Annotated in this window: 12 protein-coding genes and 7 tRNA genes; 2 read left to right on the top strand and 17 right to left on the bottom strand. The window is 57.2% G+C overall.

The features are described 5' to 3' along the window. Positions 1-42: 42 nt before the first annotated feature. The 5 genes from lnt to miaB all read right to left on the bottom strand — a co-directional run bounded on the left by lnt (position 43) and on the right by miaB (position 5,654). A complete protein-coding gene (gene lnt, locus ACZYUB_RS08845; RefSeq protein WP_463947183.1) occupies positions 43-1,617 on the bottom strand; it encodes an apolipoprotein N-acyltransferase in 1,575 nt (524 codons plus the stop codon). Positions 1,618-1,741: 124 nt separating this feature from the next. Beyond that, positions 1,742-2,629, bottom strand: coding sequence for a CNNM family magnesium/cobalt transport protein CorC (gene corC / locus ACZYUB_RS08840; RefSeq protein WP_463947182.1), 888 nt, complete (start codon positions 2,627-2,629; stop codon positions 1,742-1,744). 17 nt (positions 2,630-2,646) lie between these two features. Then, positions 2,647-3,111, bottom strand: a complete 465-nt coding sequence (ybeY, locus tag ACZYUB_RS08835; RefSeq protein ID WP_463947181.1) for an rRNA maturation RNase YbeY — start codon at positions 3,109-3,111, stop codon at positions 2,647-2,649. After that, complete coding sequence (locus ACZYUB_RS08830; RefSeq protein ID WP_463947179.1) at positions 3,108-4,172, bottom strand: PhoH family protein; 1,065 nt, start codon at positions 4,170-4,172, stop codon at positions 3,108-3,110. Before ACZYUB_RS08830 ends, ybeY begins: the two co-directional genes overlap by 4 nt. Before the next feature lie 51 nt (positions 4,173-4,223). Continuing rightward, on the bottom strand, positions 4,224-5,654 hold the full coding sequence (gene miaB, locus ACZYUB_RS08825) for a tRNA (N6-isopentenyl adenosine(37)-C2)-methylthiotransferase MiaB (RefSeq protein WP_463947177.1): 1,431 nt from the start codon (positions 5,652-5,654) through the stop codon (positions 4,224-4,226). Positions 5,655-5,919: 265 nt separating this feature from the next. On the opposite strand from miaB, the gene ACZYUB_RS08820 reads away from it, so the two are divergent. Continuing rightward, a complete protein-coding gene (locus ACZYUB_RS08820; RefSeq protein WP_463947175.1) occupies positions 5,920-7,122 on the top strand; it encodes an FAD-dependent oxidoreductase in 1,203 nt (400 codons plus the stop codon). 145 nt (positions 7,123-7,267) lie between these two features. On the opposite strand, the gene ACZYUB_RS08815 is transcribed toward ACZYUB_RS08820, so the two are convergent. From ACZYUB_RS08815 to ACZYUB_RS08780, 8 genes are all read right to left on the bottom strand, one after another. Then, positions 7,268-7,344, bottom strand: a tRNA-Met gene (locus ACZYUB_RS08815). 105 nt (positions 7,345-7,449) lie between these two features. After that, positions 7,450-7,524: transfer RNA gene (locus tag ACZYUB_RS08810), tRNA-Gln, on the bottom strand. A 5-nt stretch (positions 7,525-7,529) separates the two neighbouring features. Beyond that, positions 7,530-7,606: transfer RNA gene (locus tag ACZYUB_RS08805), tRNA-Met, on the bottom strand. A 56-nt stretch (positions 7,607-7,662) separates the two neighbouring features. Further along, positions 7,663-7,737, bottom strand: a tRNA-Gln gene (locus ACZYUB_RS08800). A gap of 54 nt (positions 7,738-7,791) precedes the next feature. Continuing rightward, a tRNA-Gln gene (locus ACZYUB_RS08795) sits at positions 7,792-7,866 on the bottom strand. Positions 7,867-7,946: 80 nt separating this feature from the next. Then, positions 7,947-8,021 (bottom strand) — tRNA-Gln (locus ACZYUB_RS08790). 4 nt (positions 8,022-8,025) lie between these two features. Next, positions 8,026-8,102 (bottom strand) — tRNA-Met (locus tag ACZYUB_RS08785). A gap of 256 nt (positions 8,103-8,358) precedes the next feature. After that, positions 8,359-9,297, bottom strand: coding sequence for a LysR family transcriptional regulator (locus tag ACZYUB_RS08780; RefSeq protein ID WP_463947173.1), 939 nt, complete (start codon positions 9,295-9,297; stop codon positions 8,359-8,361). A 147-nt stretch (positions 9,298-9,444) separates the two neighbouring features. Here ACZYUB_RS08780 and ACZYUB_RS08775 point away from each other — a divergent pair, with 147 nt between their 5' ends. Then, on the top strand, positions 9,445-10,917 hold the full coding sequence (locus ACZYUB_RS08775) for an MFS transporter (RefSeq protein ID WP_463947171.1): 1,473 nt from the start codon (positions 9,445-9,447) through the stop codon (positions 10,915-10,917). A gap of 203 nt (positions 10,918-11,120) precedes the next feature. Here the strand turns inward: ACZYUB_RS08775 and ychF are convergent, their stop codons facing one another. The 4 genes from ychF to panC form a co-directional block, all read right to left on the bottom strand. Then, complete coding sequence (gene ychF / locus ACZYUB_RS08770) at positions 11,121-12,212, bottom strand: redox-regulated ATPase YchF (RefSeq protein WP_463947170.1); 1,092 nt, start codon at positions 12,210-12,212, stop codon at positions 11,121-11,123. Between the two features lie 20 nt (positions 12,213-12,232). Beyond that, a complete protein-coding gene (gene pth, locus ACZYUB_RS08765; RefSeq protein ID WP_463947168.1) occupies positions 12,233-12,826 on the bottom strand; it encodes an aminoacyl-tRNA hydrolase in 594 nt (197 codons plus the stop codon). Positions 12,827-13,027: 201 nt separating this feature from the next. Beyond that, complete coding sequence (gene panD, locus ACZYUB_RS08760) at positions 13,028-13,408, bottom strand: aspartate 1-decarboxylase (RefSeq protein ID WP_460882739.1); 381 nt, start codon at positions 13,406-13,408, stop codon at positions 13,028-13,030. Positions 13,409-13,458: 50 nt separating this feature from the next. Next, positions 13,459-14,322 (bottom strand): pantoate--beta-alanine ligase, encoded by an 864-nt coding sequence (panC, locus tag ACZYUB_RS08755; protein ID WP_463947167.1) that lies wholly within the window; start codon positions 14,320-14,322, stop codon positions 13,459-13,461. Between the last annotated feature and the right edge of the window lie 12 nt (positions 14,323-14,334).

Genomic DNA, 14,334 nt, shown 5'->3' with positions numbered 1-14,334 from the left:
CCTGCAAGCAGGGGCTTTTCGTTGGGTGTTGCAATCAGGTCATCAAGCCTCAACCGGCTTGCGCTGCCGCCAAGCGGCAATGCCGAGAGCCAGCAGCACCCAGGTAATCAGTGGCCAGCTACCGAAACGGTTGTAAGGGGTCAGTCCCGATGCCGGCGCCACATCGACTCGCAATACCTGCTGCTCGAACTGGGGCAGCATCTTGATCGGTTGACCGTGCGCGTCAATCGCCAGAGTGACACCACTGTTGGTGGCGCGGATCACTGGCTTGCCGAACTCGATGGCACGCATACGGGTAATATCCATATGCTGCCAGGGGCCGTGGGAGGTTCCGAACCAGGTGTCGTTGCTGACCGTCAGCAGATAGTCGGTGTCGGCATGTACGTTACGTCTTAACTCCTCGGAGAAGGCCATCTCGTAGCAAATCGCGGTGGCGAAGCGATGGCCGTGGACCAGAATGTTTTCCTGTTCCGGCGCCCCGCGGCTGAACGAGGACATGGGCAGATTGAAGAATGGCGCTATGGGGCGCAACAGATCACCAAAGGGCACAAACTCGCCAATCGGCACCAGATGCTGCTTGTAGTAGCGATTGCCATGGGCGTACCGATAGCTCTGGAGGCCATCATTGTCGATCTGCCCCATACCGATGACGCCGTTATAGAAGCGGCGCTCGCTCATATCCAGATACTGGATGCCGGTTAAAAATCCGGTCTTGTGTTCGCGCATGGCGCTATCCACATTGGCCAGGAATTCCTGCATCTCGTTTTCCAGCGCCGGTACGGCTGATTCTGGCCAGACGATGACATCGGCATCCTGATTCAAACGACTCATCTCCAGATAACGCAGCAGGGTCGGACGGATGTTTTTCGGATCCCACTTGGCTTCCTGGGCAATATTGCCTTGCATCAGCGCGAAGTTGAGCGGCTTGCCGGGGGTGGTCCAGCTCAGCGGCTGCAGACCGGCTCCCACCGCAAAAGCTGCCACCGGCAATAGCAGCCAGAAGGGCTGGCGTTGGCGCAGGGCCAGGGCTATGCCACCACTGCTGAGCAGCAGCAGCAGTGTGACGCCTTGTACGCCGAGCAAGGGGGCAATACCGACCAGCGGGCTATTGATCTGACTATAACCGAACCACAACCAGGGGAAGCCGGTTAGCACGTGACCCATGGCCCAGTCACTCAGCAACCAGAGTGCAGGGAAGGCCATCAGACTGCGAAGCCAATCGATATGTCCGTGTTGCTGCGGAAACAGGCGGGCCCAAACCCAGCAGGCGGCCATGGGGAACAGGGCTAAATAGGCTGCCAGCAGTGCGACCATCACAAAGGCCACTGGCAGGGCTATGCCGCCAAATACCGTCATGCTGATATGGATCCACCATAGGCCCGGCAGGTTGAGACCGAAGGCGAAGGCAAACCCAATCTTGGCGGCGCGTTTTGGAGCCTGGTTGCTCAGTAGCAGCTGTAACAACGTCAGGGAAACCAGCGCCAACGGCCAGATATTCCAGGGGCCGAAGGCCGGTGTGGCCAGCGCGCCCGCCAGTGCCGCGGATAACAGGCCAGTCCAGCCTGACGAGAGAGACGTACACCAGTTGGAGCGTGAAGCGAAGAGTCGGGTCATCATGGGTAGGTTCTGAGCCTATGGGTTAAGAGTTGGATGCAGGACTGGTTGCTAAAAGCAGACCGCCAGCCCAGATGGAGCTGGCGGTCTACTGCTGATGCCGTGTCATCCATATCATGGGGCAGGATCAATCGTCGAGGTTTTCACCATCGGCTTCATGGGTCTGCGGGATCTTGACCTGCAACTGCAACAAGCGACGCCGATCGGCATGGACCACCTTGAAGGTAAAACCTGCCAGGGTAACGGCTTCGCCTTTTTTCGGCAGATGACCGAAGGCATGCATCACCAGACCGCCCACGGTATCGACTTCGTCATCACTGAAGGTGGTATCGAAGTAGTCGTTAAACTCTTCGATGGGGGTCAGGCCATGGACGGCAAACACGCTCTTGCTGACGCGGCGGATCTGCTCTTGTTCGTCCTCGCCGGCATCGTATTCATCTTCGATCTCACCGACGATGAGCTCCAGAATATCCTCAATGGTAACGAGGCCGGAGACGCCGCCGAACTCATCGACCACGATAGCCATATGGTAGCGCTGCTGCTGGAACTCTTTGAGCAATCGATCGACGCGCTTGCTTTCCGGGACCACTACGGCTGGACGCAGCACCTTGTCAAAGCTGAAGGGTTCATCGGTCAAACCCACCGCAAACTGCAGCAGATCTTTGGCCAGTAGTATGCCTTCGACATGGTCCTTGTCTTCATTGATCACCGGAAAACGCGAATGAGCCGATTCGATGATGATCGGCAGGAAGGTTTCCACCGCCTGGTTACGGCGGATGGTGACCATCTGCGAGCGCGGGATCATGATATCGCGCACCCGCAGCTCGGCGATTTCGAGCACACCCTCGATCATCTCCTTGGTCTCTTCGTCGATGACGTCGCGCTCTTCGGCATCCTGGATCATGCCGACCAGCTCATGGCGATCCTTGGGTTCGCCCTGAAACAGGTGGCTCAGGCGATCCAGCCAATTTTTGCGGGGTGTCTGGCTCGGGGACTGACTCGGTTCGTCACTCATGGTGTGTGGATTGGTCCTTAGATCTCATCATCTTGATAGGGGTTGTCGAAACCGAGCGTTTGCATGAATTCCACTTCCAGGGCCTCCATCTCTTCGGCTTCTTCATCTTCAATATGGTCATACCCTAACAAATGCAAGCTACCGTGCACAACCATATGAGCCCAGTGTGCCAATAAAGGCTTACCCTGCTCCTGCGCTTCCTGCTCAACCACCTGGCGGCAGATGATGAGATCGCCGAGCAAGGGAAGTTCGACTCCGGGAGGGCACTCGAAGGGAAAGGAGAGCACATTGGTCGGTTTGTCCTTGCCGCGGTAGGTCAGATTCAGCTGATTGCTCTCGGCTTCATCCACCAGACGGATGGTGACTTCCGCCTCTTCCTGAAACGGCAATACAGCGGCATCCAGCCAACGCTGGAAGTCGCTTTCGGCCGGCAGGCCTGTCTGGTTGTCGCAGGCTAACTGCAAATCGAGGATCACGCTCATGACGAAGACTCCGGGTTGGCTTGCGGTTTTTGCCGCTCGGCTTCCAGCCGTCGCTGCTGCTCTTCAAAGGACTCATAGGCCTTAACGATGCGCGCCACGACCGGGTGGCGGACCACGTCCTCGGCCTGGAAGAAGTTAAAGGAAAGCCCATCGACCTGGCTCAGTACCTCGATGGCATGACGCAGGCCGGATTTTTGATGGCGGGGCAAGTCGATCTGGGTGATATCGCCGGTGACCACGGCCTTGGAGTTGAAGCCGATCCGGGTCAGGAACATCTTCATCTGCTCGACGGAGGTATTCTGTCCCTCATCGAGGATGATGAAGGCATCGTTCAGAGTGCGGCCGCGCATATAGGCTAGCGGCGCTATCTCGATGATCTGGCGCTCGATCAGTTTCTCGACCCGCTCGAACCCCAGCATCTCGAACAGGGCGTCATACAGCGGACGCAAATAAGGATCCACTTTTTGCGACAGATCGCCGGGCAGGAAGCCGAGTTTCTCACCGGCCTCGACGGCGGGGCGTGTCAGCAGGATGCGGCGGACTTCCTGACGCTCCAGCGCATCGACGGCAGCGGCAACGGCGAGGTAGGTCTTACCGGTCCCGGCCGGACCAATGCCGAAGGTGATGTCATGGGTCACCACGTTGGCGATGTATTGGGCCTGATTCGGGGTCCGCGGCTTGACCATGCCACGCTTGGTCTTGATGTTGATTTCCTTGCCATAGGGGATGCTGTCGGCGGCTTCCGGATGGGCGTCATCGTCCTGCTCCAGCAGATGGCATTCGGTGATCGCCAGATGGACCTGATCCGGCGTCAGGTCGATCAGTTTCTGGCCGCGTACCGGCTGGGTTTCGACATACAGACGCTTGAGCAGTTCGATCACGGCCTCGGCTTGCAGTGCTTTACCCACCACCTGAAAGTGATGGTTGCGATAGATGATTTCGACGCCGAGGCGGCGTTCGATCTGCTTGATGTTGTCATCGAACGGCCCGCACAGGCTGGCCAGACGTTGGGCGTCTGCGGGTTCCAGGTGCAAATCCAGGGTGGTGATATGACGGCTCAAGGTATCCTCTCGGGCAATTAGAAAAACGGGGGCCAGAAGCCCCCGCCAGGATCAGGGGCGGAAGGTGGCAACACCCAACTCATCGGCTACGCCATCCGGGCGGCGGGCGAGGATTTCGCTGGGGCGGATGCTGTGGCGTAAATCCATATCCGCTTCGGTACGCACCAGCTTGCCACGCAAGGAATGGGGGAACACTTCGGTGATCTCTACATCGACAAACTGGCCAATCAGGCGGGCGTCGCCTTCGAAATTGACCACCCGGCTGTTCTCGGTGCGGCCGCGCAATTCCATCAGATCGTTCTTGGATGGCCCTTCCACCAGAATGCGCTGGGTGGTACCGAACATCTCGCGGCTGTACTGCATGGCCTGGTTGTTGATCACCTGTTGCAGGTGATACAGGCGCTCCTTCTTCACCTCCATCGGGGTGTCATCCGGCATGTCGGCGGCGGGTGTACCCGGGCGCGGACTGAAGATGAAGCTGAAGCTCATATCGAACTTGATATCTTCGATGAGCTTCATGGTCCGGGCGAAGTCGTCATCGGTTTCACCGGGGAAACCGACGATAAAGTCGGAGCTGATGGTGATATCCGGACGGGCGGCACGCAGTTTGCGGATCTTGGATTTGTACTCCAGCGCCGTGTGCGGCCGTTTCATCATCGTCAGGATACGGTCCGAACCGCTCTGGACTGGCAGGTGCAGGAAGCTGACCAGCTCGGGGGTGTCTTTGTAGACCTCGATGATGTCATCGGTAAATTCGATCGGGTGGCTGGTGGTATAGCGAATGCGGTCGATGCCATCGATGGCGGCGACCAGGCGCAGCAACTGGGCAAAGGTACAGAGTTCACCGTCGTGGGTCGGTCCGCGATAGGCGTTGACGTTTTGCCCCAGCAGATTGACTTCCCGCACTCCTTGCTCGGCCAGTTGGGCGATCTCGAACAGTACATCATCCAGCGGGCGACTCACCTCTTCACCCCGGGTATAGGGCACAACGCAGTAGGTGCAGTACTTGGAACAGCCTTCCATGATGGAGACATAAGCCGTCGGGCCATCCGCGCGCGGTTCGGGCAGGGAGTCAAACTTCTCGATTTCCGGGAAGGAGACATCGACCTGGGCACCGTGACCAGTCTGGACCTGTTTGATCATCTCGGGCAGGCGGTGCAGGGTCTGCGGGCCGAAGACGATATCGACTTGCGGTGCGCGGGTGCGGATCGCATCCCCTTCTTGTGAAGCGACACAGCCACCAACCGCAATCACCAGATTGGGATTGAGCTTTTTCAACTCCTTCCAACGCCCCAGTTGATGGAACAACTTCTCCTGGGCTTTTTCCCGGATAGAGCAGGTGTTGAGCACCAGAACGTCCGCTTCATCAGCCAGTTCAGTTGCTTCGTAGCCTTGAGAGGCTCCTAACAAGTCGGCCATCTTGGACGAGTCGTACTCGTTCATCTGGCAGCCCCAGGTTTTGATATGCAGTTTTTTGCTCATGGAGATTCTTTGCGCGCTTAACCAAATATTCAGTGGAGGCAGGAAGGGACTCAGCCATTCGCTACCCGAAGGACCGCGTATTCTACCCCCTTACTTCGGTGGAGACTAGTTTCTATCCAACCCGCATTTTGTAAGGGTATTGCTCCATGTTGCGTGCATTTTTCTGTGTGCTTCATTACCCGCATCGTGAGCTGGGATACAATGGCCTCTTACCCATAACCTCGTTGTTGCGCTACTGCCGGATGGCAGGCGCTGGAGCTGATTGATGGAATCTCAGGTTACCCCTATTCCCGCGCGCTTGAATGCCGATGTGACCCTGATTGGTGGCGGTATGGTGGGCGCTGCGGCGGCCTGTCGCCTGGCGCAAGCCGGGTTCAGTGTGGCGCTGGTCGAGGCACAAGCACCGCAGCTGTTCGCTCCGGAGCAGCCCATGGATCTGCGGGTTTCGGCGATCAGTCCAGCCTCTATCCGCTTGCTACAAGCTTGTGGCGCCTGGGAAGCGGTGTTGGCGATGCGTGCCTGCCCCTATCGGCGACTGGAAACCTGGGAGTCGGAGGGGATGGCGACGCGGTTTGCCGCCGAACAGTTAGGGGTTTCCGAGCTGGGTTACATAGTGGAAAACCGGGTGTTGCAACTGGCCTTATGGCAGCAGTTGCAGGGTTTATCGAATGTTACGATCCTGGTCGGAACCCAACTCTCGGCCCTGGAGCAAGGTGCGGAGGAGATCCGGTGCACCCTGAGCGATGGTCGCCAGATCAGTAGCCGCCTGCTGCTGGGCGTGGATGGCGCTCAGTCGCGGACCCGGGAGTTGGCGCAGATAGGCGTCACCAGCTGGGATTATCGCCAAGCCTGCTTGCTCATCAATGTGGATATTGCCGGTGAGCAGCAGGATATTACCTGGCAACAATTTACTCCGCGCGGCCCCCGGGCCTTTTTGCCGTTGGCTGGAAGTCATGGCTCACTCGTGTGGTATGACACCCCGGAGCGGGTGCGGGAGCTGCAGGCTCTGCCATTACCCCAGCTCGCCGAGCATGTGCGGCGCGAGTTTCCCGAGCGTTTGCCGGAGTTTTCAGTGACCGCCGCCGGGAGTTTTGGGCTGACCCGCCGTCATGCCCAACGCTACGTCAATGGTCGGGTGGTGCTACTGGGCGATGCGGCTCACACCATACATCCGCTGGCAGGGCAGGGCGTGAACCTGGGTTTCAAGGACGTTATCACCCTGTGCGAATTGCTGGTCAACAGCCGACAAGCCGGTAATGCCTGGGATGAACCCGCGCTGTTACGGGGTTATGAGCGTCAGCGTTGCCGCGACAATCTGCTGATGCAAACGGCGATGGACGGTTTTTACCTGACATTCAGTAATGATCTGCCCCCTTTGCGCCTGCTGCGTAATATGGGGTTGCTGCTGGCTGAACATGGCGGTCCACTCAAGCGCCTGGCGCTGCGCTATGCGCTAGGGCTGGCGTAAGTGCAGCATTTTTTAGCATGAGCAAGGATAAGGCTCATGCTGAAACAACGCGCAAATTGATCCCGTTATCTGGCTTTGCCGATATTGGAGTGACGAACAGGGGGAAAACAAATACACGCGGAGAGATGAAAATAAGAGGGGAGAATGGTGGCTATGACGGGATTCGAACCTGTGACCCCCGCATTATGAGTGCGATGCTCTAACCAACTGAGCTACATAGCCATTTTGATTTTTTACATGTGGAGCTGTATGACTGGTGTTCTGTGATTTGAACCTAGGCATATTGCCGAGATCAAAACCAACTTCTCAGTCATTTATCTAAAAATATGGCTGGGGTGCTAGGATTCGAACCTAGGTATGGCGAGATCAAAACCCGCTGCCTTACCGCTTGGCGACACCCCAGTGGATGGTGGCTATGACGGGATTCGAACCTGTGACCCCCGCATTATGAGTGCGATGCTCTAACCAACTGAGCTACATAGCCATTTTGAAGCGTTTACTAACTGATACTGCAGGAAAACATGGTAGTACATAACAATATGGCTGGGGTGCTAGGATTCGAACCTAGGTATGGCGAGATCAAAACCCGCTGCCTTACCGCTTGGCGACACCCCATCCGGGAACAGAATCTACCTTGAACGACCAACTTCTAAATCGAAAAGTAGAAGATGGCTGGGGTGCTAGGATTCGAACCTAGGTATGGCGAGATCAAAACCCGCTGCCTTACCGCTTGGCGACACCCCAATCAAGAATTCTGCTGCACAATATGAAGAAATGCTGGTGACCAGCGAACCATCAGTCAACGATCAAGACGATGTAGAAGATGGCTGGGGTGCTAGGATTCGAACCTAGGTATGGCGAGATCAAAACCCGCTGCCTTACCGCTTGGCGACACCCCAATGATGGTGGCTATGACGGGATTCGAACCTGTGACCCCCGCATTATGAGTGCGATGCTCTAACCAACTGAGCTACATAGCCAACACTCTTCACCGTTCAACAGTACCCTGTTCAACTGTGCGGGCGAATTATGCGGATCTGACCCTGAGGCGTCAACCCCTTTTTCCCCTGCCTTTGTCTGCTTGGCGAAGAAATGGCCGCTCACCGTCCGGATGAGTAATCAATCAGCGGCAAGCGGCTGAATCTGCATCACATTTGCCATGTGTTGTCAGCGGCCGAAGCCTTGAAGGCCGCATCCGCCAGCATGGTGAGATGTGGCGTGGGCGCGGTCTCACTCTTAACCTGTAGGGCGAGTCATCTCTGATGCTTCAGCCGATGGGCGGTCCTTGCATCGACAGAGGCTCAGAATTTGCTCACGTAACCAGCGATGTACCTCATCCCCATCCATCCGTGGATGCCAGAGCATCGATACGTTAACCTCTGGTGCTGGGAAGGGGAGCTCAAAACTGAACAAGCCGTTTCTTAAGTTTTCAGTATGACGCTCTGGAACCGCAGAGACCAAATCGGTGGCTCGGCTCAGAGCTAGCGCGGCGGCAAAGCCATCCACTGTTATCACTATGTTTCTCTCTAATCCCAAGGATTGAAGCTCCTCATCGATTTGCCCCTTACCAACACCGCGGCGAGATACCCGTACGTGTCGGAAGGCGGCGTAACGGTCTGCGGTGATGATGCCCTGACTCAAGGGATGTCCTTGGCGTACGACACCGATGAAACGATCATGAAACAGCACCCGCGTCCGTACTTCCGGGCCCGTTTCACTCCCGACCACTCCGGTTTCCAGATCGACAGTTCCATGACGTAGAGCTTGGCTATCTTTGGTTGTTTTCTGCAGCAAGCGCAGGCGAATACCGGGGGCCTCTCGGGCGAGTTGTTCCACCAGTTCCGGTCCGAAATTTTCGATAAAGCCGTCACTGGTGCGCAGGGTAAAGGTGCGCTCCACATGCTTCATGTCAGCGGGTTTGGCTGGTCTCAGGACGGCGGTAACGCCTTGGGCCAACCTGGCAACCTCCTCCCTGATCTCAAGTGCCCTCGGCGTGGGGACTAGTCCGCGTCCTGCGCGTACCAGCAGCGGATCCGCCATGGTTTCGCGCAAGCGGGCGAGCGCCCGGCTCATGGCGGATGGACTCAAATTAAGTCGCTTGGCGGCACGAGCGACGTTGCACTCGTCCAGCAAGACATTCAGCGTGATCAACAAATTCAAATCGGGAGTGGTCATGGGTGGCCCTATCTGTGGTTCTGGCAGCAAGCGGCATGGATTTGATGTCTGGCGTTATATGCAGCTATTCAATGCAAATGATGCGTCTTCTGCAAGATTAGGTGTCGGCCTATGCTCCTGGCAACCGTTGCTGATAGGAGTTTCGAGATGACAAGCCATAATGATCAACCTATGACCGGGACCGCTCGGGGTCCTGGTGTTCAAGAGACAGTCCCCGGCGTTGCCGCGAGTGCTCAGCTGGACAGGGCCGCGATCTGGGTGCTGGTCAGTCTTTCCCTGGCCGCGCTGCTCTCTTCGCTGGGGACCAGTATTGCTAACGTAGGATTGCCTACCTTGGCCCAGACCTTCGGGGCATCGTTCTCGCAGGTTCAGTGGGTCGTTCTTGCCTACCTGCTGGCCATTACTACCTTGATTGTCAGTGCGGGCCGATTGGGCGACCTCTTCGGTCGCCGTCGCATGCTATTGACCGGTATTGCCCTATTTTCTGCCGCCTCTGTACTGTGCGCGTTGGCACCTTCGCTCGGACTCTTGATTGCCGCGCGGGTGGTACAGGGCTTGGGGGCGGCATTGATGATGTCGCTGGTCATGGCTCTGGCGGGAGAGAGTATTCCGCAAGAAAAAACCGGTAGCGCCATGGGGATCATCGGCACAGTCTCTGCGATTGGTACGGCCTTGGGGCCTTCGCTCGGAGGTGCCTTGATTGAACTCGGTGGTTGGCCGCTGATCTTCCTGGTCAATGCCCCTCTGGGAGTCCTGGCTTGGCTGCTGGCCTTTCGTTTTCTGCCTGCGGATCGTCAGTCAGCAGCAGGGATAAAACCGCGTTTCGACATCCTGGGTACCTTGTTATTAACCCTGACGTTGGCCGCCTACGCGTTAGCGATGACCCTGAGATCTGGCCACTTCGGTGAACGCAATGCCGCGTTGTTGCTGGTAGCGGGTCTTGGGCTGCTGCTATTTATCCGCTCCCAGACCCGCTCCGTCGCGCCCCTGATCATGTTGTCGATGTTCCGCGACCCGGTATTGACGACCGGTTTTGCGATGAGCAGCCTGGTGACCACGGTCGTTATGGCCACCTTGGTGGTCGGCCCCTTTTATCTGACTGGAGCCTTGGCATTGGATGTTGCCCAGATTGGATTGACTATGGCATCGGGTCCGATCGTGGCCGCCCTGATCGGTGCGCCGGCGGGATACTTAGTCGACCGTCTGGGCGCTTATCGGATGACGTGGGTTGGGTTGAGCGCCATGGCGGCTGGTTCCGGACTTCTCTCCCTGCTGCCTAGCGCGCTGGGGGTTGCTGGTTATATCTTGCCGCTGATGATACTGACGGCGGGTTACGCGCTGTTTCAGGCGGCCAACAACACCACTGTCATCACCCAGCTGAGTAGTCAGCAGCGTGGTGTTGGCTCCGGATTGCTGGGGTTATCCCGGAATCTTGGGTTGATCACCGGCGCCTCGGTGATGGGGATGGTCTTTGCGCTGGGTGCGGGCGTGTCCGATATCTCCAGCGCTCGACCTGAGGATGTCGAAACGGGTATGCGGATCACCTTCGGCATTGCCACTGGGCTGATCCTATGTGCACTGAGTTTGGCTGCCATGGGGCGCGCAGGGTCGCGGGGCTGAGTTGAATTCTGTTAAGACAGTTATATGGGGATATAAAGGGGGAACGCGGTATTTATCAAGAAAAAGCCCATCCATAAATGGATGGGCTTAGATTGAGTTTTTTACTGCTAGCGATTCAGATTATGTACAGAGTGAGGTACCCAAAGTGAATATTGCGCAACCATTCAAACCCAATTAACTGAATTTATAACAATCTAAAAGGATTAAACGTTAAACAGGAAGTTCAGCACGTCACCATCTTTAACGATGTAATCCTTGCCTTCGGCGCGCATCTTGCCCGCTTCCTTGGCGCCTTGTTCACCCTTGTAGGTGATGAAGTCGTCAAACGCGATGGTCTGGGCACGAATAAAGCCCTTTTCGAAATCGGTGTGGATCTTGCCCGCGGCCTGCGGGGCAGTGGCTCCGACCGGGATGGTCCAGGCACGCACTTCCTTCACCCCGGCGGTGAAGTAGGTCTGCAGGTTCAGCAACTCGTAACCGGCGCGGATCACCCGGTTCAGGCCAGGCTCTTCCAGTCCCAATTCGGCCATGAACTCTTCACGGTCGGCATCTTCCATCTCGGCCAGATCCGACTCGATGGCGGCGCACACCGGCACCACCACAGAGCCTTCTTTGGCAGCAATGGCGCGGACCTGGTCCAGGAACGGATTGTTCTCGAAGCCATCTTCGTTGACGTTGGCAATGTACATGGTGGGCTTGAGCGTCAGGAAGCTCAGATAACGAATGGCCGCTTTCTCTTCGGCGGACAGCTCCAGGGTGCGCAGCATACCGGCTTCAGACAGCACCGGCAGGCATTTCTCCAGTACCGACAGCTCCAGCTTGGCATCCTTGTCGCCACCCTTGGCTTTCTTTTGGATGCGGTGGATGGCGCGTTCGCAGGTATCCAGATCCGCCAACGCCAGTTCGGTATTGATGGTCTCGATATCTTCGGCAGGATGAACCTTGCCAGCGACGTGGATGATGTTGTCATCTTCGAAGCAACGTACGACGTGACCGATGGCTTCGGTTTCGCGAATGTTGGTCAGGAATTTGTTGCCCAGACCTTCACCGGTGGAGGCTCCCTTGACCAGACCTGCGATATCCACAAACTCCATGGTGGTGGGCACCACGCGCTGCGGCTTGATGATGGCGGCCAGCGCATCGAGGCGCGGATCCGGCATCGGAACCACACCGGTATTCGGCTCTATGGTGCAGAACGGGAAGTTGGCCGCTTCGATGCCTGCCTTGGTCAGGGCATTGAACAGGGTGGACTTGCCGACGTTGGGCAAACCGACGATACCGCATTTGAAACCCATGGAGGTCTCCTTCTAAGGGGTTAGGAGCCGGCCTTGAACGTGTGCAAACGGTTCATGGCGCGGGTCATATCTTGTTGAAACAGGATGTCGGTGCAGCGCAGGGCTTCGTCCAGCGCGGCATCGATAAGTTCTTGCTCCTTCTGTGGAGCCTTGGTTAGCACGAATCCGGCGACCTGATTTTTATCGCCCGGATGGCCGATACCTAACCGCAGACGATGGAATTCCTTGCTGTTGCCCATCTTACTGATGATGTCCTTGAGGCCATTATGACCACCATGCCCCCCCCCTTGTTTGAAGCGGGCGACTCCTGGTGGTAAATCCAGCTCATCATGGGCGACCAGGATACTTTCCACCGGGATCTGGAAAAACTTGGCCAGGGCACTCACCGACTTGCCACTCAGGTTCATAAAGGTGGTCGGGATCAGCAGGCGCACTTCTTGACCGGCCAGGGTGATCCGGGCGGTCAGACCATAATATTTCGGATCCTCGCGCAGCGAGCCATTGTGGCGAGCCGCCAGTTCAGCCACATACCAGGCGCCCGCATTGTGGCGGGTGTAGGCATATTCCTGGCCTGGATTTCCCAGACCGACAATTAGTCGAATGTCGCTACTCATGACGCTTGCTCTATCAAATGGGCACAATGCAATGGCAGATCGCGGGAGAATTGCTCCGGTTGCAGGATGCGACATTCTAGCCAGCTGAGGGCTGGCACTCAATGTCGACACGCGGATAATCACCGCACGTGCTAGTCACCGGATAAAAACGAAGAGGCGGCACAGGCCGCCTCCGCATCCAGAACTGGCGCTGGACTTGGCTCAGGTCAGCTGGACCGGAATATCCTTGCCGGTGCGGGCAATATTATTCTGGGCATCCAGGTAGACCAGACGCGGCTTATGGGCGGCGATTTCGCTCTCATCGAACATCCCATAGGCACAGATGATGACTCGGTCACCAACCGCTGCCTTGCGCGCCGCCGCGCCATTCAGAGAGATCATGCGCGAGCCCCGTTCACCCGCAATGGCATAGGTGTGAAAACGGTCACCGGTCTCGACGTTATAGATGTCGATTTGCTCATTTTCGATGATGCCAGCCGCATCCAGCAGATCCAGGTCGATACCGCAGGATCCTTCATAATTCAGTACTGCGTGAGTCACGCGAGCCTGATGCAGCTTGCCTCTGAGCATAATTCGTTGCATTGCATTTCCTCTTTCAACCACCACCGGAACCCCAGCGGGCGGAATATAAACTATCTGCCCTGTGGGTGCAAATTCACCACCAGATTGTCGATGAGCCGGGCTTTGCCGAGGAAGGCGGCCATCAGGATCACCAGAGCCTGGCTGTGCGAGCTCACGGGCAATAGTGTCTGGGCATCGACAATATCGATGGCATCGGTACGGAATCCGGCGTCGTCCAGTTGTTCGCTGGCTTGCTGGACCAGGGCATCGAAGTCGCGCTCGCCTTGAGCTATTTGCGTGCCCAGCCAATTCATGGTGCGCGCCAGTTGCGGGGCCAGAGCCCGCTCGCTGGTAGTCAGGTAGCCATTGCGCGAGGAGAGCGCCAGGCCATCGTCAGCGCGAACCGTTGCGACGCCGATGATGTCGATAGGCAGTGCCAGATCGGTCACCATTTTGCGGATCAGGGCTAACTGCTGAAAATCCTTCTGCCCGAAACAGGCAACATCCGGCTGAACCAGATTAAACAGTTTGCACACCACTGTCGCCACACCACGGAAGTGACCCGGGCGCAGGGCGCCTTCGAGCAGGGTGGATATCCCCGGGACTTCGACGAAGGTCTGGGCCCCCAGGCCTTGCGGATACATGATCTCCGGCGTGGGTGTGAACACCAGATCCACGCCGGCTTCGGCCAGCAGTGCGCAATCTTGGTCCAGAGTGCGCGGGTAGTTGGCGAGGTCTTCAGCGCGATCAAACTGCATCGGATTGACGAAGATGCTGACCACTACGCGCTGCGCCCGTTGCCGGGCCTCATGGACCAGAGTCAGATGTCCCTGATGCAGGTTGCCCATGGTCGGGACAAAGGCCACGGTTTCACCCGCCTGGCGATAGGTCCGAATCGTGGCACGCAGTGTCTGGGTGTCATTAACCACTTGCATGTATTGCTCCTT

It is taken from the genome of Pseudaeromonas sp. HNCC25DJ182 (assembly GCF_055413365.1).
This window is presented reverse-complemented; position numbering and strand designations above follow the sequence as displayed.

Bases quoted from the DNA above. Each gene is read 5' to 3' on its own strand.
- lnt (WP_463947183.1), bottom strand. From the start codon at position 1,617: ATGATGACCCGACTCTTCGCTTCACGCTCCAACTGGTGTACGTCTCTC.
- corC (WP_463947182.1), bottom strand. From the start codon at position 2,629: ATGAGTGACGAACCGAGTCAGTCCCCGAGCCAGACACCCCGCAAAAAT.
- ybeY (WP_463947181.1), bottom strand. From the start codon at position 3,111: ATGAGCGTGATCCTCGATTTGCAGTTAGCCTGCGACAACCAGACAGGC.
- miaB (WP_463947177.1), bottom strand. From the start codon at position 5,654: ATGAGCAAAAAACTGCATATCAAAACCTGGGGCTGCCAGATGAACGAG.
- ACZYUB_RS08820 (WP_463947175.1), top strand. From the start codon at position 5,920: ATGGAATCTCAGGTTACCCCTATTCCCGCGCGCTTGAATGCCGATGTG.
- ACZYUB_RS08780 (WP_463947173.1), bottom strand. From the start codon at position 9,297: ATGACCACTCCCGATTTGAATTTGTTGATCACGCTGAATGTCTTGCTG.
- ACZYUB_RS08775 (WP_463947171.1), top strand. From the start codon at position 9,445: ATGACAAGCCATAATGATCAACCTATGACCGGGACCGCTCGGGGTCCT.
- ychF (WP_463947170.1), bottom strand. From the start codon at position 12,212: ATGGGTTTCAAATGCGGTATCGTCGGTTTGCCCAACGTCGGCAAGTCC.
- pth (WP_463947168.1), bottom strand. From the start codon at position 12,826: ATGAGTAGCGACATTCGACTAATTGTCGGTCTGGGAAATCCAGGCCAG.
- panD (WP_460882739.1), bottom strand. From the start codon at position 13,408: ATGCAACGAATTATGCTCAGAGGCAAGCTGCATCAGGCTCGCGTGACT.
- panC (WP_463947167.1), bottom strand. From the start codon at position 14,322: ATGCAAGTGGTTAATGACACCCAGACACTGCGTGCCACGATTCGGACC.